We start from the raw sequence: 24,271 nt of genomic DNA on the forward strand, positions 1-24,271 counted from the left end.
TCAGTACTTGAAGATAAAGTTGGTCCTAACAAAATGTCATTTACGTTGAAGGACGGCAACACTCCATTTCAATTCCCAGTGAACCCTGAAGAAGTTAATATTTCCAGGTCTAAGGGATATGAAACGGTCAATATGTTGGAGCATGGCGAGTTTGATTTTGCACAAGGGGAGAAGGTGAAGGAGATCACCTTCTCTTCTTTTTTTCCCAAAAGATTTGATCCGTCCTATTGCATGGATGAAAAATCTTTTCTAGATCCACGTGTGGCGATGAATGTGCTGAACACCTTTCTGATCTCCAAAAAGCCGCTGCGTTTCATCATTTCAGAGACGGGCGTGAACGTGCCTGTTTTTATTGTTTCGCTTAATTCGAGCTTTCGTGGGGGGGAGACAGGGGATATTTATTTCGACCTGACCCTACGCACATGGCGGGATTCCAAGGTGGAAAAGGTGGGCTCTGCGGCATCCGGGAGCAAGTCAGGTTCTCGTACCGATTTGAAAAAGAGTAGCAAGACCTACACCGTCAAATCTGGCGACTCCCTGTCCAAAATAGCAAAGCTTGAGCTGGGCAGCAGTTCCAAATGGAACGAGATTTACAAGCTCAACGCGAAAATCATCGGAAGTGATCCAAACCGGATCAAACCCGGGCAAAAGCTGGTGATGCCATGACCTACAAGGTCATTGTCGACGACAAATATGACATCACCAAGCTGGTGGAGACAATTACGCTGAAGGACTCGCTGGACCAGATTGCATATCAGGCCAACATCCGACTGGCGGTGTCTGCATCTTCGGGTCTGCCTTCAATTTCACCCGGCATGGCGGTGCGGATTAGCGGGGTTCCTTTTGGCGAAAAATCCATGGTTCACTTGCTGCATCCTGCGGTCATCTGGGAGGTGGAAAGCTCGAACAGCGGCACCAAGCGGCTGTCTCTCACGGTGTACGACCGGATGATTTATCTGGAAAAATCGGAGGACGAGTTCCTGTTGCCTAAGGATCAGACCGCTACGCAACGACTTAAAACCTACGCCAAAGAGTGGAAGATTCCATACGCTACATTGCCAGAAACCAAGACAAAGCTGGGAAAAGCCGTGTATCGGTCACAGACGATTTTCTCGATGATGTTTGCCGATCTGAAAGAAACGGCGAAGTCCGGCGGGGAGATGTATCATCCACGGATGACACCCGGCGGGCTGCAGCTTTTCCAGGTCGGAAGTAATGCAAAGGTATACGAGCTGGATCGACTGATAGATATAACCCAGATGCGTACGCTCGAAGGGGCGGTTACCAAAGTTAAAGTCATGGCGGCGTCGGAGTCACCGAGCGGCAAAGAAGTTCCTTCCAAAGTGCTTGCGATTGAGCAGGATCGTGCGGAAGAACTGGGCACATTGCAAAAGCTGGTAGAGGACGATCAGGTGAAATCGACAACCGCCGCGAAAAAACTGGCGAAAAGTCATCTGACGGGTATTCAGGAGACCTTTACAATATCCGCACCGGATGTGAATACAATTCGCGCCGGGGATGCAGTGTTGTTAAAAGGACTGAAGCTGATCGTCATGTCGGTCAGCCGTGATTTGTCTGCCGGACCTGGAACGATGACGTTGGAACTGGGTACAGCTGAGCTGGTGAAAAGGAGGTATTACCTTGACTAAAGATGATCCGTATGGGCATTTTGCCGACGTCATGCGGGGCGCGATGAGCACGCATTCCCGTCAAGCCGTGAGCGGGCTGGGCGCGGTACTGGGCACGATGACCTCGTCCGGCGTGAAGCTGGATGATTTCAAGCACGAAGTGCAGGATTATCTCGTGGCCGAGTTGCCGGGCACACTTGGACTACCGGAGCGCGAGGCTGCTGGCGCGATCTCCGGTATACCTGACGTGGCAAACGGCGGAATGACGGGCACGGGACGGTTTCTTTTGCAAGAAGAGGAAGTGGAAGAAACGGTGTTGTCTCTTGGCAAAGGTCTGAAAGCGGGAGATCGTGTGCTGGCGATGCGCGTGAATGGCGGTAATGACATTGTGGTGCTGTGTAAGGTGGTGAGTGCGCATGCCTAGTTTGTTCCCGGAAACGGGTGTGGTCTGGGGAGATGAGGAGGACCTGTCGGGGGCGGCTTCGGAAGAGGTACGCTTTGGGCGGAGCTGGCGATTCGATTATGATGCAGGGGATTTTGTGCTGACTCCGAGTGGCAAAGTTGCTGCGGCTGGTGGGCATGAAGCCTGGGTGCAGTGGTGCATTAAGGCCGTGAAAACGCCACGTTACAGACATGTGATTTACTCCCGAAACTACGGGTCGGAGCTGGAAGATCTGGTGGGGCAGGGTGACAGCCGGGGTGTGATGGAAAGTGAAATTACCCGGATGGTGACGGAGACGTTGCTGGCTGATCCACGGACGGATTCGGTAGACCAGTTCACGTTTGATTGGAATCGGGAGCAGTGCATGTTCTCGTGCCGGGTGGCGAGTGTGCAGGAAGAGATGTTTATTCTGGAAAGTGAGGTGATCTGACGGGATGGCTGAGATTCCGCGTTATTTGGAGGACCAGACGGAGGAACAGATTATGCAGCGTATGCTGGATCGTCTGCCCGCGGATCTGGATAAGTCGGAGGGTTCGTTCCTGTGGGATGCGGAAGCTCCGGTAGCGTTTATGCTGTCTGAGGCTGCATTGTGGGCACAGGAGTTACTTCGGCGGGGGTTTGCAAGTACGACTGCGAGCAGTGATCCGAATTTTCGTTCGGAAGAGCTGGATCTGCGGGCAGGAGAGCACGGCATTACGCGGCGAGCTGCGGTGGCGGCACAGGGTGCAGTGAGGTTCGTCGGTGCGCCGGGTAAAGTGGTGTCTGCGGGAACGGTCGTAGCTACGCTCGCGGATGAAGTATCTGCTGAAGCTTCGCTCGAATATGAGACGGTGGGACGTTTGGAACTGGATGCAGAGGGCTCCGGGGTGGTAGGCGTACGAGCGCTTGTTGCCGGAAAAGAGAGCAATGTGCCTGCGGGCACGGTAACTGTGCTGTCTACACCTGTAAGTGGCGTGATCTCTGTCACGAACGTTGAGGTGATTAAAGGCGGTGCAGATATTGAGGCCGATACGGCGCTGTTGGAACGTTTTTATGCCAAAGTCCGAAACCAAGGGACAAGCGGTAATAAATCGCAATATGTGCAATGGGCCAGTGAAGTACCAGGTGTTGGTGCAACGCGGGTTATTCCGTTATGGCAGGGACCAGGCACGGTGGGATTGTATCTGTTGGACACGGAAAAACGTGCTGCGGGCACCGATCTGGTGGCGGCGGTACAGAAGTACGTTGACCCCACGCAAGATGGACAGGGTGAAGGCGTTGCACCGGCGGGGCCAGTGGTGTCCGTGATGCCAGCCGAAGAAGTGCCGATGAACATTCAGGTGAAGCTGACGTTGGCAAGTGATGCAACGTTGGCTGATGTGCGAGCATTGATTGAACGCGGGGTGACCGCGTATCTGAAACAGTTGGCTTTTGCCGATCCGCTCGTTCGTTACACCCGTATTGCCGCCATCCTGCTGGACATTCCGCCCATTATCGACTATTCGGAACTGACCGTGAACGGTGTGAGTGACCAGAATATTGAGATGAACGCGAGTCAGGTCGCCGTGCTGGGGACGGTGGATGTGCATGAGTAGTGTTGGGCAGATGGTGGATGAGGAAGTAGCTTTGGAGTGTGGAGACCAAGAAAGATTGGGAGAGGTACGCCGATCTGAGTTAGAGCTGGTGAGCGAGACGTTTCATGATGATGTGCAAGGAAGGGAGGGGACAGGGCATGAGTGCTCCTTCTATTGTAGATGTTGGACTGACGAGTGAGAAAGGGCGGGAGCTGTTCTCGTATTTGCCCAGGTATTATGAGACTTCTCGTGTAATGCAGGCCGATATGCAGGCCAAAGGCACCGAGATGGATCTGCTGTATCAGGCGCTGGATGAGACGCTGGAGCAGTTTTTTGTCCGCACGGCGACGTGGGGGCTGGACTTCTGGGAGCAGGAGCTTGGCATTGAGACAGATCGTCTCAAACCCGTGGAACAGCGGCGTGCCGTGGTGGAGTCGAAACTGCGTGGTGCCGGGAAGTTTTCGGGGAGACTGGTCGCGAATGTGGCTGAGGCGTATGCCGGGGGCAAGGTGGATGTAACTTTTCAGCCGGAAGCGTGGAGTTTTACGGTGAGCTTTGTGGATACGATGGGTATCCCGCCTAATATCGATGATCTCAAACGGTCAATTGAAGAACTGAAACCGGCCCATATGACCGTGGAATATGAGTATCGTTATATGATTTGGGACGATCTGGACAGCAAACAGATGACCTGGGATGAACTAGACGCCGCGTCTTTGACGTGGAATGAACTGGAGGTGTGGGCGTAATGCCAAAAGAAACAGATCGACTAAAATTGCCTCTCCCCTTGGGGAACGAGAACGTGACCCGGGAGAGTATTAACGGGATTTTTGAAAAGATTGACGCAGGCGTTGCAACACGTGAATCCATACTTATACCTGCGGAATCTGATCTTAATAGCTATATTACAGAAGGGGAATATTATTGCCCAACGAATGCCACAGTAGGAACTTTAGCTAATTCTCCAGTAGGAGTAGCCTTTCATTTGACGATAGAAAGACATGCTGGTGTGGTCCAAACTCTAACAACCTTTGAACCGAGTAACCTACAAGTTTTTCAAAGGAACTACTATGTCGGATGGGGTCCATGGAAAAAAGTACCTACAAGAGAGGAACTTGAAGATGTCATCCCCCAAGCAAATGCTAGTGCGCAGACATACGTCAACTCCAGACCGTGGCAAAAGTTCCCGTTAACCCAGGATACTGGTATGGAGAAAAGCTTGTCAGGCGGTTCAGGCTTAAATGCAGTCACTACACCAGGATATTATTACATTGTCAACCCTGTTAATGGACCTACTAGTTTCGGTAATTACCATATCGAGGTGGTGGCGCAGAGTGCAACCAACTTGATTCAAAAGGCAACTTCCGCTTCTGACCCACCTAATGTATATGTACGGAGCTTGGTAGGGACAACGTGGTCATTATGGGTCCTGCAAAATAAAAGAGTATGGGGGGCGTTGTGAGTGGCTGAAACACCTGTTTTATTATATGCCAATAATCTACCAACTCCAACGAATTCGGTCATTTATACAGCTCCAAGCAACAAGGTCGTCGTTTTAAAGTCGCTTATAATCTGCAATTTGCAGGACACGCCAATCATATTCCACATGCAAATAGAAGGGGTCCAGGTCGCAACGAGTAAAAACTTGCGAGCCAATGAAACTTTGGTTATTCCCATCGCTGATTTAGTATTAAGACCTGGAGCACAGCTTAGGGCTTGGTGTCCTTCTGGAGTTTGCACTGTTCGACTTTCCGGGGTTGAGCTTGATGGGACAATGGAACAGAATGGTTTATATTTAATTTCTACATCAGTGGGACAGAGTGGGAGTCCAAAAGAAATCATCACGCCGAGAGGCGTACCAAGTATTATTAAATCTATGGTTTTCTGCAACCCCACCAACACAACAGTGATGTTGGGAATGAGAATTGGTTACTTTGCCGACAACTACACTTTAATCAAAAATTACAAACTATCAGCGTATGAAACAATACACATCCCATTCGTTGATACTTTTCTACTGGGCACAGATACATTAACCGCATGGATCGATCAACCATTCATAACAACATGCCACATCGTCACAAAGGTGGTGACCTAATGCCGACACTTGATAATTATTCACTGAGCAATTACGGGTTGGGTGGGTTTGACAAGGACGCACCTATGAAATTGTTATATCAAAGTGCCGCCATCAGTTCTTCTAGCAACACATTGTCTTCCCTTAGTTTCGACCAACCACAATTCGCCGGACCCAATTTTTATTATATATCCGAAGTAAATCCTACTGGTGTAATACCAAAAATGATAATCGTCAGAAGAGATATTGGTGTGACAACAACCAGTGTATTTTTGAGAGATGTAAAAAACACATCGGGTTATTCCCTTTGTTTTTGTAGCGCGGCAGGAGGGAATTTCATTTCTATTTCTACAAACGCAACTTTTTATGTAACCACTAACTCAATAAGGTTGCCAGTCGCAGTTAACAGCACCAATTACATTTGGGAAGCATGGGGATGACATAGAGAGATAGCAGGGGGAAAGGGTGTGACGTTGTGAGTTGTGAAAGCTTTTACCGCATACTCATATTCCTCACAAATTCCGGCTTTCACAGCGGTAAAGATGAAAATGATGGGCGGCGGTTATAGATGTGGCTTATGAACTATTTTGTTTCATAATCTATTCAAACTAGTTTACTCAATTCGTTTAACAAATTCTCACATAGATACACAAAACCAAAAGAGGTGAAACCATGGAACGATGGGAAACCCTATGGAAATGGGGAATTGCACTCATGAGCAGCTCAGTAACCTACTTCTTCGGAGGTTGGTCAGGCGTCCTGGGTGTACTACTCGTGTTTGTCATCCTCGATTACCTAACGGGTATCGCGGCGGCGGGTATGAGTGGCAAGCTAGAAAGCAACATCGGCATGTTCGGCATCGCACGAAAGGTATTTATATTTGCAATGGTATCGGTGGCTCATCTGGTGGACGGTGTTCTGGGAGACGGACATTTGTTCAGGGATGCGGTCGCCTTTTTTTATATCGCAAATGAGTTGTTGTCCATTATCGAAAACGGGGGTAAGTTGGGCGCTCCAATTCCGCCAGTGATTCGGCAAGCCATTGAAGTGCTCAAGGGCAAAGGGGGAACCGGGGAACTTCCCGGTAACTTCTCCCCGAAGAGCAAAGATTCTTTTTCCAATCTAGAAACAGAGGATGTTGAATCTTCTGAAACTCAAGATAACGTTAAATAGTTTGAAATATTTTTAGTGTCTTCTTTACTATACCGTTGCTGAACATCGCAAGTGTAGTTTTTTTGAACTATATACATCTATACAGATTGAACTTAACATTTTCACACAATAACGGAGAGGACAGAAAAAACCTGAAAAAGCGAAGCTAAAAGCTTTCTGAAAGAAAGCTACTTCGTAAGCATAATCTCGCCTTTATCCCCCGGATTTTCCCCTTTATAAAGAGAATCAAAAAAATCCGGGGATAACAGCGATTGGAAGGTTATTCTGTCATCGGAGTGTCCGTGTGAACAAGGCTCAGTTCATTTCCAACACATCAGGGACACGCACACAAGCAACCCCTAATCCATCCGCATTAACTATAGGAGCATTTTGCATCAATCCAGAGAGTGACATCCAATCAGCAATGTATAGATCAGAATGCTGTAGTCTGGCTATACTTGTACCCGGGAACGCTTGAATCGAATGATGTAAAATGCTGATACAAACGGCAATTTGCCGCATAAAGGGTGTGAGAAACATGCAAACGAGAAGTTCAGGCAACACACAGGGCATTGACGTCTCTCGTTACCAGGGCAATATTGACTGGGCGAAGGTGAAGGCGAGTGGCATGACATTTGTATTCATCAAGGCAACTGAGGGACAGACATATACCGATCCGAATTACCAGAAAAATGTAATAGGAGCACTGGCGGCGGGCTTGATGGTGGGAACGTATCACTTCTTCCGCGCGACATCTACCGATGGTGCCAAGGCAGAAGCGGCACATTATGCCAACACACTTAACAAAGTTGGGGGCGCCAAGGCGTTACAACTGCCACCCGTCATGGACTACGAGAACAACCCCGGCAACCTTAGCAAAGCGCAGATGAATACAGTTGCCAAAGCTTTTTTAACCGAATTACAACGTCTGACAGGTGTGAAACCGATCATATACACGGGCAATTCATTTGCCGGGAATTTTGATACATCACTCAGCTCATACGATCTGTGGATCGCACGTTACAGCAACACCCGTGTACCGGAAGACCAGCCGGCATGGAAGCGTTGGACGTTCTGGCAGTATACGGATTCGGGCAAGGTGAATGGTATTAGTGGCAACGTGGATATGAATGAATTCGAGGGAACAGCGGCACAGCTCAGAGCAAGATACGCAGCAGCCACTCCGAAACCACTGGAGCCATCCAATCCAACGAATCCAAGTCATCCGAATCCACCAACCGAACCACCGAAAGGGGGCGAACCGATGACAGCCGAAGAGAAAGCAGCGTTTGATGCACTCAAATCCCAGGTCGACAAACTGCAGGCGCGTCAGCAAATGGAAGTTCCAGTATGGGCAAAAGCAGCTGTGGATGCAGCACTAGCATATGACACCAAAAATCCATTGTTCAGCATCGATAATGGGGCGAGTTATGATTTTTACCGTTTTATTACCGTGATGCATCGCAGAGGTTTGTTTAAAAAGTGAGCTGATTCTTAGCAAATTAAAATGTGGATTTTATCTGAATGTGGATTGAGTGGAGAAGGGACATGGGACGCTTTTTGTCGAACTGTGTTCCTTTTTTGTGTTTTGTGTAAGTAATATTAACGCATATAATAAAGTTAAAGACTTATGTCTGTAAATCTCTTGTCTAATTGATTAATGTGATGTAAAGTAAGTTACACGAAATTGTTTTTCACCACAGTTTATTTACACAATCCTCCTCATCATGACAAAACCATAACACATGAAGTTATTGTAATGTCTCCCTGTTGTACAATCCAACATCTCAAGATGACTCGTTCATACATTTTACACATCCAATCTGCAAGAGAAAGCCACCGATTTAAACAACTTACACGATTCATCAAACAACCTAGCCTTTGTTGAGTTTCTTTCATCCGTATTGCTAACGAACGATAACGATACCTAATCCGGTCTCCACACTCCATGCTCAACACGACACGCTCAAGGAACAGACTTTATTGCGTAGCCAGTCGTAGTATCCATATGCCCATCTGTATTTTCGATCTACCAACTTAAACTTGCTCTTACCAGTCCATAACCGTTCATTGTTGCTTATTGACCTTAGTTCAAATAAAACGCAACAATTTCATTCAATTTCATAGATTCATCTCACAAGATCCGTTGTTGAACCTTTTTTTTTCTATAAAAGTAATCAAACGACGTCCTCAATCCATGTGCACGGTCTGATATTTACCTGTATTCCATACGTATCCCATGCTGTTTTTACATTTCATATACATGCCGTACTTTTCCCAGAACCTTAATACAGGTATCACAGGCATCTAAAGCCTTTTATATGATACATAGCACCAAACCGATTGCCAACATTGGAGATCTTTCATGCCAGCATCACACACATTATGAGACAGGGAAGGGTGTTGTACGTATGCGAATGAGAAAAAAATGGATGTCCGGTGTTCTAACGATGGCCTTGAGTACCGTATTGGTGTTGTCCGGTTGCTCCAGCAACGAGAGTGGAGAGACTACGCCTGCCCCGGCAGAAGGAACTGACCCTCCAACCGAAACGGTAGCGCAGGATACGATGATTATGGGGCGTGGTGGGGATTCCGTAGCACTCGACCCGGCGATTGTAACCGATGGGGAGTCGCTGAAGATTGGGCATCAGGTGTTTGATTCGTTGCTGGACTACAAGGAAGGCGGAACAGAGGTCGTTCCTGGACTAGCAGAGAGCTGGGAGATTTCGGCGGATGGGCTAAAGTATGTGTTTAAGCTGAAGTCCGGTGTGAAATTCCATGATGGAACTGACTTCAACGCAGAGGCTGTTGTGTTCAACTTTAACCGCTGGGGCGATCCGGCGAGTGAATATAAATTCGAAGGAGATTCCTTCGATTATTACGACTCCATGTTTGGTCCAGAGGACGGACGTGTGATCAAGGAAGTGAAGGCGATGGACGAGACTACGGTGGAGTTCACATTGAACCAGCCACAAGCGCCTTTCCTGCAAAATATTGCGATGACGCCATTTGGCATTGCCAGCCCAACCGCGATTCAGGAGAAAAAAGAAAACTTTAAGAGCGAGCCTGTGGGCACCGGCCCATTTGTATTCAAAGAGTGGAAGCGTAACGACTCCATCACCCTGGAGAAAAACGCGGATTATTGGAAAGAAGGACTGCCAAAGCTGAACAAAGTAATCGTGCGTTCCATTCCGGATAATACCGCTCGCTTCAATGCCCTGCAAAACGGCGAGATTGATGTCATGGAAGACCTGAACCCGGACGATCTGTCCATTCTTGAAGGCAACAGCGAGTTACAGAAGATCGAGCGTCCACCGTTCAACGTGGCGTATATCGGCTTTAACTTTAAGAAGAAACCATTTGATAATGTCAAAGTCAGACAAGCCCTCAACCATGCGGTGAACAAGCAGGCCCTTATTGATGCGTTCTTTGCTGGACAAGCTGAGCCTGCCGTGAACCCGATGCCTCCAACGCTGTGGGGATACAACGATACCATTGAGGATTACCCATATGATCTGGAAAAAGCAAAAGCTTTACTGGCCGAAGCTGGCTTCCCTGACGGATTGCCTGATCCAGTAACCTTCTATGCAATGCCGGTATCCCGCCCGTATATGCCTGATGGCAAGAAGGTTGCGGAAGCGATCCAGGCCGATTTTGAGAAAATCGGAGTGACCGTCACCATCGAATCACCGGAGTGGGCAACGTATCTTGAAGATACAAAGGCCGGGGAGAAGGACGACATTTACATGCTCGGCTGGACAGGTGACAATGGTGACCCAGATAACTTCCTGTATACACTGCTGGATAAAGATGCCATTCCAAGCAACAACCGCAGTTATTATGTAAACGAAGAATTACACACATTGCTGACGGGTGCACAGACAGAAACCGATCAAGACAAACGTTCGGAACTTTACAAACAGGCACAGGTCATTATCAAGGAAGATGCACCGTGGATTCCTCTGGTACACACGACGCCAATTCTGGCAGGTAAAGCCAACCTGAAAGGTTTCGTCCCTTCTCCACTGGGCACCGAATCCTATGCCGGTGCTTATTTCGAGTAAGCTGTAAGCTGAACTTATCCATTTCAGGATAACTGCGATCTGAAGATGGCACTACAGTTCGGAATGATTACGTTTTAATTCTTTCTATTCAAAGCGCTGGTGAGACGCAATGCTTGGCAGAACCCACATCCGGACGTAACTATCCAAAGCATGCGTGTCTGCCGGCGCTTTTTATTTTGCACGATATGTCGAAGGCAGGTGAACAGATTGAACAGCTATATTGTCAAACGTGTGCTTGTGTTGCTGCCCGTACTGCTGGGCATGACCCTGATTGTCTTTTCCATCATCCACGCCATTCCGGGTGACCCGGCCGAGACCATACTTGGGCAAAAGGCAACTGAACAATCCAAGCAGGCCCTTCGTGACCAGCTCGGTCTGGATAAACCCTGGTTCCAGCAATATTTCGCCTACTTGGGCGATTTACTCAAAGGTGATCTGGGAACTTCTATCCGCACCAAGGTGCCTATTGCCCAGGAAATTGTGCCTTATCTGACAGCAACCCTTGAATTAACGATGGCGAGTATGTTATTTGCTGTCATTATTGGGGTGAATGCCGGTATTGTCAGTGCATGGAAGCACAACTCCTGGTTTGATTATTGCTGTATGGTCATTGCTTTGGTGGGTGTATCCATGCCGATCTTCTGGCTCGGCCTGATGGAACAATGGTTGTTCGCGAACAAGTTGCAGTGGCTGCCATCCATTGGACGCATGAATGCGCGTGATCCGGTGGAAGCCATTACGGGCTTGTATGTGCTGGATACGATGATTGCTGGACAATGGAATCAGTTGTGGACCGTAACGAAACATTTGATTCTGCCAAGTGTTGCACTGGGAACGATTCCAATGGCTGTTATTGCCCGGATGACCCGTTCCAGCATGCTGGAAGTGATGAGTTCCGATTACATTCGTACAGCAAAGGCGAAGGGATTGGGTCCGTTTTTTGTCGTATATGGACATGCACTCAAAAATGCGTTTATTCCCGTCCTCACGGTTATCGGCATCCAGACCGGGTCATTGCTCGGGGGTGCGGTGTTGACCGAAACGATCTTTGCCTGGCCGGGCGTGGGACGTTATATATATGAAGCGATTAGTTCGCGGGACTATCCGGTGATCCAGAGTGGCATTCTGATCGTGGCGTTCTTTTTCGTGGTAATCAACCTGATTGTGGACTTGCTCTACGCCGTGTTTGATCCTCGTATTAGTTATAAATAGGGAATTCATCAAGAACCAATCTGCAGAATCGAAGCTAAAAGCTTTCTAAAAGAAAGCTACATCGGAAGCATAGGCTGCGCATGTATCACCGGATTTTCACCTTTAAATAGGTGGATCAATATAATCTGGGGATAACAGCGATCAGAAGATGATACTGCAATCGTAGTGCTTGAGTGTAATAGAATTCGTTGATCTTTTGTTATATTCATGTTCAAGAAAGGAGACACCGCATGGCCAAATTATCGACCAATACCGGACCATCCATTGACGCTGCGTCGGCGAGCACATCCGGTCCATGGCGGGAAGCGTGGAGAACGTTTCGGAAAAATCGGCTTGCGCTTGCAGGTCTGATTATTATCGTATTTTTTATCCTGTTGGCCTTCCTCGCGCCATACATCGCACCTTACGATTACAAGGAACAGGTGCTGGTGGATCGGCTTCAGGCCCCTTCGGCAGAGCATTGGTTTGGTACCGATGATCTGGGGCGTGACGTGTTTTCCAGAGTGCTGTATGGGGCACGTATTTCCTTGTGGGTGGGGTTCTTCTCCGTCATTGGTTCCATTATCGCGGGTACGCTGCTTGGTCTCATTGCCGGATTTTATGGAAAATGGGCGGATATGCTCATCTCGCGATTATTTGATATTTTGCTCGCATTTCCGGGAATTTTGCTAGCCATCGCCATTGTGGCGATATTGGGCCCGTCTTTGCAAAATGCACTGCTCGCCATCGCCATCGTGAACATCCCGACCTACGGAAGATTGGTGCGTTCACGGGTACTCAGCTTGAGACAGGAGGAATTCATTACGTCGGCACGGACACTTGGAGCGGGCAATGGGCGAATCTTGTTTCGCCACATCTTGCCCAACAGCCTTACTCCTCTGATCGTGCAAGGTACACTCGGAATTGGGACGGCGATCATCGAGGCCGCTGCACTCGGATTTCTGGGCATGGGCGCGCAACCACCCGACCCGGAATGGGGAAAAATGCTGTCAGACTCCCGTCAGTTTATACAAAAAGCACCGTGGACACTGATCTTCCCCGGCGTTTCCATCATGTTGACCGTTCTCGGCTTCAACCTAATGGGCGATGGTCTGCGTGACACCCTTGATCCGAAAATGGCGAAAAAGTAGAATTTTCAAATTCAAACTCTAACCCTAACCCTAACCCTAACCATAACCGTAACCGTAACCGTAACCGTAACCGTAACCGTAACCGTAACCGTAACCGTAACCATAACTTGTAACCCAAGCTCAAACTGCGACTTTGATTGAAACCCTAACTTTTTCTGTAACGCTGCATGCGTGCCAAAGCTAACATTAACACAAACCGTAAGCGCTAATTTTTATCGCAATCCTATTTGTAGCTGTAACCCCAACGTCTGCTTCAACTCTAACGAACCTGGGGAACCTTATTTTACGATTTTCAGCCAATTTCCCAGTCTAACGAACCTCAAACACGCAATTTTGCGAAAAACCTGTGGAAAGGCTCGTATAGTTGGCTAAAGGCAAGAAATAGTGTGTCTACGATTCGTTAGCTTACGAAAACCTCCCCAAAGGCCAATTAACGCCTCTGAGATTCGTTAGCGCGTGACTGTCATACTGCTCAAGACATTCAAGCAACCACAATACCAACATACCTACCAAAATACCCATACAATATACGTCAGTCTCAACACAGTAAGGCCGAGGATACTCCAAGGTACATTAGATGGATATGTTTTAACGCTATCTACTACAGCAACAGACACATCACAATCTTTGACCATGCCGGTTCGAACTTTGGTTCGAGGCGGCTTTTGTTTTACCTGCGAAATTACGTTAAAATGATTGGTGATGTGCAAATGTTAAAGAGTTATTCGATCTTTTAGTTAAAATAACCGCCTACGTATTGACACCCAATTTTCCCATATGTTATATAAAAGGAAGGGTTTAGCACTCCGATCATCAGAGTGCTAACAGATGATGTTTTTACTATAAGCTTACATATGGAATGATTCTGTTTTTGAAAATAGATATTGAACCTGAGTAGAACATGCGAAGCCAAGGTATGCAACAGACTTGAAGCTGCATTCCACGTCTAAGAAATATCACTTCATTGATATTCTCTATCCTAAAAAATTAGTCGCTGATCAAATGCAAAAGTAGTTCAGGGGACGAAATCGATTTGGAGGAAGCAGAGCGTTCGCCTAAAAGCTTTCTGAAAGAAAGCTGCTACGGAAGCATATGCTATCACCGGATTTCTCCCTTTTAAAAAGGAAATCAAAGAAATACGGGGATAACAGCGATCCGAAAAACGATTCGTAACCGGAACGGCTACATTGCAGAACGTCGTGCACTTATTTTTACAGTGAGCCAGTTAGAAGTGAAGCACAATATCTGTGGACTAGAGCGATCAAAGGTTTTTGAGTCTACTAATGGCCGCAGGATTATCTCAGTTACTTTCTATTTTCAATCAAATCATTCGATATCCCAATTTGAAAGGAGTCCAACCACTCATGGCTAAAAAAGAATTCCAGGCAGAATCCAAACGTTTGCTGGATATGATGATCAACTCCATTTACACCCAAAGAGAAATCTTTTTGAGAGAATTGATCTCCAACTCCAGTGACGCCATTGATAAAATTTATTACAGAGCACTTACCGACGATTCGCTCGTTTTCAACAAAGAGGACTACTTCATCAAGCTCACGATTGACAAAGAAAACCGCACGCTCACACTGACAGATACCGGAATTGGGATGACGCAGGAAGAGCTGGAGAACAACTTGGGGGTTATCGCGAAGAGTGGTTCCCTGGCGTTCAAGAAAGAAAATGAAGCCAAAGACGGCCACAACATCATCGGACAATTCGGGGTTGGTTTCTACTCGGCATTTATGGTGGCGGACAAGCTGGCCGTAACGAGTAAAACGCTTGGCAGCGACGAGGCTTGGAAATGGGAGTCCGAAGGCGCGGATGGTTACACAATCACACCAGCAGAGAAAGATTCCGTAGGTACGGAAATCGTCCTGACGATCAAAGAAAATACCGAAGAAGATTCGTATGACGAATTTTTGGAAGAGTATCGCCTGAGATCCATCATCAAGAAATACTCCGACTTCATTCGCTACCCGATCAAGATGGATGTAACGGGTCAACGTCCGAAAGAGGGCACGGAGAACGAATTCGAGGAATACCAAGAAGAACAAACCGTGAACAGCATGGTGCCGATCTGGCGTAAAAATAAAAGCGAACTGACCGAAGAAGACTACAATAACTTCTATATGGAAAAACGCTACGGTTTTGACAAACCGCTCAAACACCTGCATATCAGCGCAGATGGCGCAGTGGTATACAATGCAATCCTGTTTATTCCGGAGAATACACCGTTTGACTACTATACGAAAGAGTATGAAAAAGGCCTTGAACTCTACTCCAACGGTGTATTGATCATGGATAAATGCGGGGATCTGTTGCCAGATTACTTTGGATTTGTCAAAGGTATGGTGGATTCGGAAGATCTGTCCCTGAACATTTCCCGTGAGATGTTGCAACATGACCGTCAGCTTAGCCTGATCGCGAAGAACATTAAGAACAAAATCAAGAGTCAACTGCAAAGCCTGCTGAAGGACGAGCGTGAGAACTACGAGAAGTTCTACCAAGCGTTTGGTCGTCAATTGAAATATGGTGTATACAGCGACTATGGTGTGAATAAGGATACATTGCAGGATCTGCTGTTGTTCACGTCTTCCAAAGAGAGCAAACTCGTGAGCCTGGATGAATACGTCTCCAGAATGCCGGAAGATCAGAAGTACATCTACTATGCATCTGGTGAGTCCATTAGCCGTATTGAGAAGCTGCCACAGATCGAGGGTGTTCTTGAGAAAGGGTACGAAGTATTGTACTTTACTGATGACATCGACGAGTTTGCAATCAAGATGATCACGAACTACAAGGAGAAAGAATTCAAATCCATCTCCAGTGGTGACCTGGGCATCGAAGATAGCGCGGACAAAGAAGAAACGGCCGCTCAGGACAACGACAACAAAGAGTTGTTTGAAGCGATGCAAGCTCAATTGGCTGGTAAAGTCAAAGCGGTTAAAGCTTCCAAACGCCTCAGAAGCCACCCGGTATGTTTGTCCACTGAAGGTGAATTGACGATTGAAATGGAGAAAATCCTGAAAGCTATGCCGAACAGCGAAAATGTACAAGCCGACAAAGTGCTGGAAATCAACGTAAATCACGATGTCTTCAAATCGTTGAAAGACGCTTTCGCACAAGATCAGGAAAAGCTGAACCTCTACACAAGCCTGCTGTACCACCAAGCATTGTTAATCGAAGGATTGCCAATTCAGGACCCAGTAGAGTTCACCAACGATATCTGTAAGGTTATGGTGTAAACTTTCGCAATATCGCAGTGATTTAATAACGGTGCGCCGAATTAAAAGTAATGGAATATTCCATGCAGTTTCCGGGTACAAGACTCAGTGCTTATATGGCTTGGAAACTACAAAATACCTTTGAATTCACCATCTCCACCCCGACAGGGCGTTTTAGTCCTGTCGGTTTTTTGTTTTTACCCACAACGGGGAGGGCACGGGGGAGGCAGACTATCATTGAAGCAAATGATGATATTAATATAAGTTGAACTTGATTTTCACTCGATTTTAGCGAGCTGAATGGTGAATACCATTATTGAATTTAAAGGACAGCAAGAAGTAGTGAAGGGGACGGAATCGATTCTGAAGAAGCGAAGCGTTCGCCTTTGTCTCCGGGTTTTTCCCTTAATAAAGGGAATTCAGAAAACCTGGAGACAACAGCGATCATAAGAACGATCCGTAACCGGAACGGCCACGCAAACTGTATAAGGCAATTTTTTTGTCATAAGTCACGATAGTGTGAGTTCAATATGAATCATTGTCATTTAGATGCACGGATGATAGTCTGGCAGGGTATAATAAGAGAAGATGACTGTTCATTACAAGTTGATGTAAGAAGAGATGACAATCGCAGACAGGTTTTACTTTTCGAAACCACAGATGTTGTGTATAATCACTCAAAATAGAGACAGTCGGCTAGGAGTGATCCCCATGCAATGGAACGATCTGAGAGAACATAGACAATATCCTGAATTAACCAAATTGGATGGATCTCGTGCAGCGTATGAGCGGGACTATTCGAGACTCATTCATTCACCGACCTTCCGTCGGTTACAGGGCAAATCGCAGGTGTTTGGCGCAGGAACGGGTGATTATTATCGTACTCGTTTGACCCATTCCCTGGAGGTGGCACAGATTGCACGAGAGGCTGCCCGAAGTCTGATTCGCCGTTTTCCAGAGGTAGACTGGGACCGCGCGGACAACCCCGGCCTTATTATTGATTCAGAAGTGGTGGAGTGCGCTGCAATCGCACATGATTTTGGTCACCCGCCGTTTGGACATAAAGGTGAAGAAGTATTAGATGGTATTCTGGATGACCTCATCAACACCGAGGCTAAGAAAATCATGAAAAAAAGCCGCAACGCCAAAGTTCCCAAGGTCGAGTCTGAAGTCCGTGCTGAGTTAAAACGGAAATACGAGCATTTTGAAGGCAATGCGCACAACTTCCGTCTCATTATGCACTTGGAGAAGCGTGAAGATATCGACGGACTGAACCTGTCTGATGCGGTATTACTAGGAATCAACAAGTATCCGTATCCTGGGACAGAGAGCAAAAAAGGCATGTATCATCATGAGTGGCAATATATTCGGGAGATCCGTGATCGCTGGAACGTGCCGGCAGGCAAGAAGACGCTGGAAGCACAGTTGATGGACCTTTGCGACGATATTGCGTACTCCTCGCATGACTTGGAGGATGGCATCAAAGCAGGCAAGATTGAGGTACATGAGCATTTCCTGCAAGATCCGCATGTGAATCGACTGATTGTGGATAAGATTACAACGCTGGAGGATCTGTTCTGGAACGGATGGACCCGAGAATCGATTGGGCAAAAGGTAGAAGAGGTACTCGCTTCGTTCCTGCGCATCTGGAATGAAAAGATGCCGTTCTGCGAACATGATTACTCGCGTACCCGTCGTGAAGTGAAAGCCTATTGGGTGAGCTTTTTTGTAGGCAGCCTGGGTGTTATTGACGACGGTGACTGGAAGAAGGTAACCTTTGTCCGTGAAGGGGCTGAAGACCTCGACATGCTGCGTACGGTGAGTGTGCTCAAGAGTTTTGCCTGGGTGACCATGATTCGTGACCTGCGTGTGCAGCGGCTACAGAAGCGAAGTGAGTGGATGATTAAGCGATTATGGGATGCATTCCTCGATCCGGAAACGTCCAAATCCATTATTCCATCCGACTGGCTGCAGCGGTATGAGAAGGATCAAGCCAAAGCCCAGCCGATCTGGACTTGGGAACACATGGTGATCGATTATATCGCAGGAATGACGGAAGCATTTGCCGAGAAAATATATAATGAACTCTACGGTCTGAAGGTGGGTTCGATCTACGATTTGGATTAAAATTAACCGATATAAAGGGAGATGAGACGCGTGGCTAAGCGAATGAGTGAGACGTTCAGTCTGGGCGTACTTGACCTTGTGCCAAGGTTAAACGATGCCACAGCGGAACAGGCGCTTCACCAATCGGTGACACTTGCGCAACATGCCGAGGCTTGGGGATACGCCCGATACTGGACGTCAGAGCATCATGATATGGCTGAACTGGCATCGGCCTCTCCCGAAGTACTGTTATCGCACATCGGAGCAAGGACAACAACGATCCAACTTGGCTCTGGTGCGGTCTTGTTGCCACACTATAGCCCACTCAAGGTTGCGGAGTCATTCCGCCTGCTGGCTGCGCTCTATCCTGGGCGCATCGAGCTTGGGCTCGGACGTGCTCCTGGCGGTGGACCTCATGCCACGATGGCACTCAGTGGCAATTACTTGCAGCATGTGTCCAAGCTGCCTGAATCGCTCGCAGCACTCACAGAACTACTAGAAGACCGTTACCTGTACGAGGATCATCCCGTGACAGCTCGTCCGATTCCCAAGCTTCCGTTATCACTCTGGATGTTGGGAACTAACGTGAAGAGTGCAGAGTTTGCGGCACGGTTTGGCATGGGATATGTCTTTGGTCAATTCATGAGTGATGCCGATGGTACAGAGGCTGTAAGGCGATACCGAGAAGGATTTATGCCTAGTGCAACGATGAAGGAACCTGAGGTTATGGTGGCAGTCAGCGTATTGTGTGCCGAGTCAGAGACGGATGCTATGGCCTGGAGTCGTGACATGGCGGAGAGGCGCAAGCTAGATGGAAAAGAACGTTCAACCGAGTCGAATTCAAGTGGTATCGCGGTCTCTAACACGAATGATGAAGCCGTTAGTGATCAAAATGAATCGGTGCGGCACTATGCAGGTACAGCTGAGCAGGTATGGGCGCGATTGCAACAGGTGAGTCGCAGGCTGGATACGGAGAGGTTGCTTCTGGTTACGGCAGGACCAGATTATAAGCGCAGGTTGGATTCATATCGATTGCTGGCTGAGCATAAGACGGCAATACTGAACTAGGCTGATCATTTTATGATGTTAGCCGTTGAAATCCGAACAAACCGAAGAGCTGCAGATCGGGACTTTACCGTATGCTGCAGCTCTTCGGTTTGGACTTTGTCAAGATTCAACAATCTTTTACAAAACCAAGCATCTAAATGACAAAATAATGTTATAATACGTTACGTCTATTTTCCTATCGATATAATATAGAGAAGTTCTTTTGACAAGAGGTCAAAAGAAGGGGAAAACAATGACATAAGCACCTGAATTCGGGATGACCGAAGAGGTCAAGGGGGGAAATCATATGTTCAGCAGATTCAAGATCAAGAGTATCGGTCTGCGTATCAGCATCGCGTTCTACTTGTTAATCCTCTGTTTAATTATTTTGAGTGTCACGATTGTCACCCGGATGAATTCAATTGAAACCAACACTAATGAAATTACGAACAATTGGATGCCATCAATCCAGCAAATTAACCGGTTAAATTATACCACAGAACATGTTCTGTCACTAAGTTATCGTCACTTTGACGCGGATGAAACAGACAAGGCATTTTTGTCAGAAGAGCGTACCAAGTATATTCGTGAGACGACGCAGGCGATTAAAATCTATGATCAGCAGGAGAAGTCTGCGGAAGAGCTCGAACACTGGAATGCGTTCAAGAACAAATGGGAAGCGTATCTCAAGATTAATACGCAATCGATCAAGCTGAGTGATGAGGGTCAGACACAGCTGGCGAAGGAAGTCGCTGATAAAGGTGCTGATTCCTTTGACACCATGCAAGTCGATCTTGATTATCTCGTGGAATATAATCAGGAACAGTCCAATCTTGCGGCGGCCCAAACGATCAGATCGGTACAGGATGGTAGATTAATCATCATTATCGGTGTTCTGGTCATGATTGCCATTACAGCGATCAGCATTCCGATTATTCGTTCACAGGTCGTGAAACCACTGCTACGTGTCATTAGTGCGGTGAAACTGATTGCAGAAGGACAATTGAATGTTCAGGACATACATACCAAACATGAGGATGAAGTTGGTGTTCTGGCCAAAGCGGTGAATGACATGAAAGGTAACCTGACTTCCATGGTTCTGAGCGTCAGACGAATTGCGGAAGCTGTTAATCTACAAAGTGGGGAACTGGCAATATCCTCAGAAGAGGTTAAGATTGGTAGTCGCCAGATTGCTGTGACCATGGAAGAGTCAGCCAAGGCCGCAGAGAGCCAGGCAGAGACAGCCGTGGAATCAGCCCGTACGGTTGAAGCTTTGAATGATCACATTCAGAATCATACGGAACAAGGCAGCCAGTTGCGCGTCATGTCGGATCTTGTACTGGAGCAGGGGTTGAATGGTCGCAAGGTGATGGAACAATCAGTGCAGCAGATGCAACAGATTTCCGGTTCGGTCTCTGCTTCCATGAACAAGATGGAACGATTGAATCGTAAAAATGAAGATATTTCCAAGCTGGTTCAGGTCATTCATGACATTGCACGCCAAACCAATCTGCTGGCATTAAATGCCTCCATTGAGGCAGCGCGTGCGGGAGAGAGTGGACGCGGATTCGCCGTAGTGGCATCAGAAGTGAGGAAGTTATCTGAGGCTGTGCAGACTTCGGTTGAAGAGATCACGGCGATTACCGAGGATATTCAGCAGGAGTCACAAGGGGTGGTTGCGGAATTACGTACGAACGTTCAGGAGACCGAACTGGGTCAGGAACATGTGCTTACTTCAGGTCAACTCTTCCGTACAATTAATGAATCGGTGGAAGGCATGGTTGGTGTCATCGGCACTATGACAGATGGTCTCGCAGGCATGCAGGAAGCAAGCGGACGAATGAACGATTTCAGTCAACAGATTTCCGCTGTTTCGGAACAATCGGCAGCGAGTGTGGAAGAAGTTTCTGCATCGGCGGAAGAGCAAGTAAGTTCCATGGAAACGATTAGCGGCAACATTCAAAGTCTGAAAGAATTATCGGAAGATTTGCTTACATCCATTGAAAAATTAAAAATATAACCTTCTTCTTATAATAGAAGAAGCTGGAATCACGCAGGCGGCTAATGGTGAGAAATCAGTATGATATATGAGCTGTTGGCCTATAACGTTTACTGGCAAGAACGATTAGATTTCCAATGTTATAATCTCAAAATAAAGTAAGGCGTTCCTCAACAATGGGAACACCTTATTTTTTTCTTTCCAAATAGATACGTGCAAGGAAATGGATAGTTGTCTAGGAGCCTAACATTGTATACAATGACTACCTGAAAGCAAACGTATGATTCGTATTTGATATGTCTTCAATGAGCTTACTATTTATATAGAAGAAACATGATTAATGAAGGAAGGAGAGGGGGATTTTGCCTGATGAAACACTTGGTATTTACGCTACTTCTGGGAAACACCTCTACACCTTTGCTTGCCACGAGAACGAGCGCGAATTATGCATGCTGGAGCTGAGTACACTGCTTGAACCGAGTTTGGAGATCCGTATGGATATGGGGGCGTATGTGTGGTCTGAACGATGTATTCCACCTGGACGCAGTCCTTTTATCCATGGGAGACTGGACGTGATCGGCGAAGGGAGCAGCATGACTGATCTGCTTCCTTTTGCCAGAGATATTCATTTGTTGCCAGAAGAGACATTTAAGGTGGTTTGTCTGAAAGAAGGGGATCATACACCTGATTATGAACAGTCTCGCCAACTGGAAAAAGAAGTTGGCATGTGCATTAAAGGCAAGGCACAGATGAAACAACCTAAGGTGACTTTCGGCCTAATCCAAACAGGAGAAAAATGGATCTTGGGCCAGTGGACAGAAGCAGATCGATCATGGCAGATTCACCGGCAGAAGCCGCAAAATTACTCAACGGGATTTGGCATCACGCTTGCGAGAGCACTGGTTAATATTGCTGTTCCGAGAGTAGAAAATCATCGATTGCTTGATCCATGCTGTGGTATGGGAACGGTTGTGATTGAAGCTTTATCCATGGGAATTGACGCAAAAGGTAACGATCTCAATCCGCTGGCTGTCCGAGGTGCACGTATCAATCTGCCGCATTATGGATATGATTCGGATCGAATCACACTGGGGGATATGAATGAACTGCAAGATTTGTATGATGCAGCAATTCTGGACATGCCCTATAACCTCTGCTCTGTACTTCCGGATGCTGAGCAACGAGCCATGCTGGAGAGTTTGCGCAGATTGGCAAAACGGGCAGTGATTGTTTCCACAGAGTGGGTAGAAGAGCACTTGTTGGAAGCGGGATGGACTGTAAAAGAGTACCGAACAGTACACAAAGGCACGTTTATACGTCATATTTGGCTGTGTATGTAAGCATAAAAACAAAAACTCTACCTCTGAGGAAATTTCCAGAGGTAGAGTTTTTTACTGTGTACATTTCAATTGAACTAATGATTTACACGAGAACGTAGAGGACAGAAATATTCTTTAGTTCCATTGGTATCGTTGATCTGATTTGCACAATATTGCATGGGAACGGGTGTTTGTGTTAATATTTATGACTATAATCCACAAGGTTCAACGGAAGGGTATCGCCAGCGACGTAAGCTTCCAGATTTTTGACGAAAATATCGACTGCTCGATCCGCGTATTGCTCTGTACTTCCGGCGATATGAGGCGTAATTAACACGTTATCCATGCCCCATAGCGGGTGGTCTGCCGGAAGAGGTTCTTCTTCGAACACGTCCAGTGCGGCGAAGGCAACTTTGCCGTTTTGGAGTGCATTCAGCAACGCTTCCGTTTTCACACTGGGGCCACGGCCCACATTGACGAAGCAGGCACCGGATCGGAACTGCTCAAATGCAGTTTGATCATATATATGTTTGGTTTCATCGGTTAACGGTAGAATGTTAATTACATAATCGCCCTGGCTCAAGGCTTCATGTAAACCGGTCATGTCGTACATTTGGTCCACATTGGGGACATCCTTACCTGAGCGGCGAACTCCGATCGTACGCATGCCGAGGGCTTTGAGAATACGGGCTGTTTCCGTGCCAATCTCACCTACACCAACGATGACCGCTGTTTTGCCATGCAGTTCCGGCAGTGGTTTGGCAGGAGCTTTCCATTCGGCCTGCTGTTGATGCAGCATAGCTTGTCTCAGCCAGCGACTGTGGGATAACATCATGCCCAGAATAATTTCGGTGATTGGAATCGCGTGAACTCCATTTGCACTGGTGACCTGAACGTTCTTTTGTTGCAAATCTGCGAAGGGGAGATTGTCCACACCAGCAGACCAGACCTGAACCCACTTCAACAGGCCGTCCTGTTTCAATGCATGTTCTGTGACGAGTGGGGACCAGCCGAGAATAATCTCAGCTTCTTTCAACTCAGCGGGGTCCAATTCCTTGGCTTTTCCGAATTTCAGGGTGTATTCTGGTGCAGCATTCTGAATGCGTTGTTGCTGTTCTTCGGATAGAGATGGAAAACATACAATTTTACCCATAATGTGTGGTCCTCCTGAGATAAATAGTTTGATGAGTTTGATGATTAAAGTGTATCAGATTTGGTGTTGGATGTGCATTAAGGTGGGAAATGCAGGAATCTAGCCTTATTTGCAAATGGTTATATTTGTGTCACTCTATACTTACCCAACTTGAAACGATATGTA

At 47.1% G+C, this 24,271-nt stretch carries 20 protein-coding genes; 19 read left to right on the plus strand and 1 reads right to left on the minus strand.

The window, feature by feature from the left end:
• The first annotated feature begins 33 nt into the window (after positions 1–33).
• The 19 genes from MHH92_RS06245 (at position 34) to MHH92_RS06335 (ending at position 22,974) form a co-directional block, all read left to right on the plus strand.
• Positions 34–666, plus strand: a complete 633-nt coding sequence (locus tag MHH92_RS06245) for a LysM peptidoglycan-binding domain-containing protein (protein ID WP_076209869.1) — start codon at positions 34–36, stop codon at positions 664–666.
• The gene (locus MHH92_RS06250; RefSeq protein ID WP_340902685.1) at positions 663–1,649 is read left to right on the plus strand and encodes an XkdQ/YqbQ family protein; all 987 of its coding nucleotides are present in this window, start codon (positions 663–665) and stop codon (positions 1,647–1,649) included. Before MHH92_RS06245 ends, MHH92_RS06250 begins: the two co-directional genes overlap by 4 nt.
• Positions 1,650–1,680: 31 nt before the next feature.
• Entirely contained in the window at positions 1,681–2,052 is a 372-nt protein-coding gene (locus tag MHH92_RS06255; protein WP_340907635.1) for a hypothetical protein, read from the plus strand.
• Entirely contained in the window at positions 2,045–2,500 is a 456-nt protein-coding gene (locus MHH92_RS06260; RefSeq protein WP_249911564.1) for a DUF2634 domain-containing protein, read from the plus strand. Before MHH92_RS06255 ends, MHH92_RS06260 begins: the two co-directional genes overlap by 8 nt.
• 4 nt (positions 2,501–2,504) lie before the next feature.
• Positions 2,505–3,644, plus strand: a complete 1,140-nt coding sequence (locus MHH92_RS06265) for a baseplate J/gp47 family protein (protein ID WP_340902688.1) — start codon at positions 2,505–2,507, stop codon at positions 3,642–3,644.
• 137 nt (positions 3,645–3,781) lie between these two features.
• Positions 3,782–4,372 carry a YmfQ family protein gene (locus tag MHH92_RS06270; protein WP_340902690.1) on the plus strand — a complete coding sequence of 197 codons (591 nt, stop codon included), beginning with the start codon at positions 3,782–3,784 and terminating at the stop codon, positions 4,370–4,372.
• The gene (locus MHH92_RS06275) at positions 4,372–5,085 is read left to right on the plus strand and encodes a pyocin knob domain-containing protein (RefSeq protein ID WP_076327322.1); all 714 of its coding nucleotides are present in this window, start codon (positions 4,372–4,374) and stop codon (positions 5,083–5,085) included. Before MHH92_RS06270 ends, MHH92_RS06275 begins: the two co-directional genes overlap by 1 nt.
• A complete protein-coding gene (locus MHH92_RS06280) occupies positions 5,086–5,721 on the plus strand; it encodes a hypothetical protein (RefSeq protein WP_076327321.1) in 636 nt (211 codons plus the stop codon). It abuts the gene before it with no gap.
• Positions 5,721–6,140, plus strand: a complete 420-nt coding sequence (locus MHH92_RS06285; RefSeq protein ID WP_076327320.1) for a hypothetical protein — start codon at positions 5,721–5,723, stop codon at positions 6,138–6,140. The genes MHH92_RS06280 and MHH92_RS06285 overlap by 1 nt, the downstream gene beginning before the upstream one ends.
• A 232-nt stretch (positions 6,141–6,372) precedes the next feature.
• On the plus strand, positions 6,373–6,873 hold the full coding sequence (locus tag MHH92_RS06290) for a phage holin family protein (RefSeq protein WP_340032138.1): 501 nt from the start codon (positions 6,373–6,375) through the stop codon (positions 6,871–6,873).
• A gap of 517 nt (positions 6,874–7,390) precedes the next feature.
• Positions 7,391–8,338, plus strand: coding sequence for a glycoside hydrolase family 25 protein (locus MHH92_RS06295; protein WP_340027244.1), 948 nt, complete (start codon positions 7,391–7,393; stop codon positions 8,336–8,338).
• A 931-nt stretch (positions 8,339–9,269) separates the two neighbouring features.
• Positions 9,270–10,916, plus strand: a complete 1,647-nt coding sequence (locus MHH92_RS06300; RefSeq protein ID WP_340907636.1) for an ABC transporter substrate-binding protein — start codon at positions 9,270–9,272, stop codon at positions 10,914–10,916.
• A 207-nt stretch (positions 10,917–11,123) separates the two neighbouring features.
• Positions 11,124–12,128 carry an ABC transporter permease gene (locus MHH92_RS06305; protein ID WP_017690144.1) on the plus strand — a complete coding sequence of 335 codons (1,005 nt, stop codon included), beginning with the start codon at positions 11,124–11,126 and terminating at the stop codon, positions 12,126–12,128.
• Between the two features lie 230 nt (positions 12,129–12,358).
• On the plus strand, positions 12,359–13,258 hold the full coding sequence (gene nikC / locus MHH92_RS06310; RefSeq protein ID WP_340902694.1) for a nickel transporter permease: 900 nt from the start codon (positions 12,359–12,361) through the stop codon (positions 13,256–13,258).
• A 1,364-nt stretch (positions 13,259–14,622) separates the two neighbouring features.
• Positions 14,623–16,503: a molecular chaperone HtpG gene (gene htpG, locus MHH92_RS06315; protein ID WP_340902696.1), complete on the plus strand. Its 1,881-nt coding sequence runs from the start codon at positions 14,623–14,625 to the stop codon at positions 16,501–16,503.
• A 690-nt stretch (positions 16,504–17,193) separates the two neighbouring features.
• A complete protein-coding gene (locus tag MHH92_RS06320; protein WP_340902698.1) occupies positions 17,194–18,609 on the plus strand; it encodes a deoxyguanosinetriphosphate triphosphohydrolase family protein in 1,416 nt (471 codons plus the stop codon).
• Positions 18,610–18,630: 21 nt separating this feature from the next.
• A complete protein-coding gene (locus MHH92_RS06325; RefSeq protein WP_445670902.1) occupies positions 18,631–19,656 on the plus strand; it encodes an MsnO8 family LLM class oxidoreductase in 1,026 nt (341 codons plus the stop codon).
• Positions 19,657–19,942: 286 nt separating this feature from the next.
• Entirely contained in the window at positions 19,943–21,655 is a 1,713-nt protein-coding gene (locus MHH92_RS06330) for a methyl-accepting chemotaxis protein (RefSeq protein ID WP_253506252.1), read from the plus strand.
• A 341-nt stretch (positions 21,656–21,996) separates the two neighbouring features.
• Complete coding sequence (locus MHH92_RS06335; RefSeq protein ID WP_340902700.1) at positions 21,997–22,974, plus strand: TRM11 family SAM-dependent methyltransferase; 978 nt, start codon at positions 21,997–21,999, stop codon at positions 22,972–22,974.
• A 175-nt stretch (positions 22,975–23,149) separates the two neighbouring features.
• On the opposite strand, the gene MHH92_RS06340 is transcribed toward MHH92_RS06335, so the two are convergent.
• The gene (locus MHH92_RS06340) at positions 23,150–24,106 is read right to left on the minus strand and encodes a D-2-hydroxyacid dehydrogenase (RefSeq protein ID WP_036668885.1); all 957 of its coding nucleotides are present in this window, start codon (positions 24,104–24,106) and stop codon (positions 23,150–23,152) included.
• Between the last annotated feature and the right edge of the window lie 165 nt (positions 24,107–24,271).

Origin of the sequence: Paenibacillus sp. FSL M7-1414, assembly GCF_038003195.1 — a bacterium.
Taxonomy (GTDB): domain Bacteria; phylum Bacillota; class Bacilli; order Paenibacillales; family Paenibacillaceae; genus Paenibacillus; species Paenibacillus amylolyticus.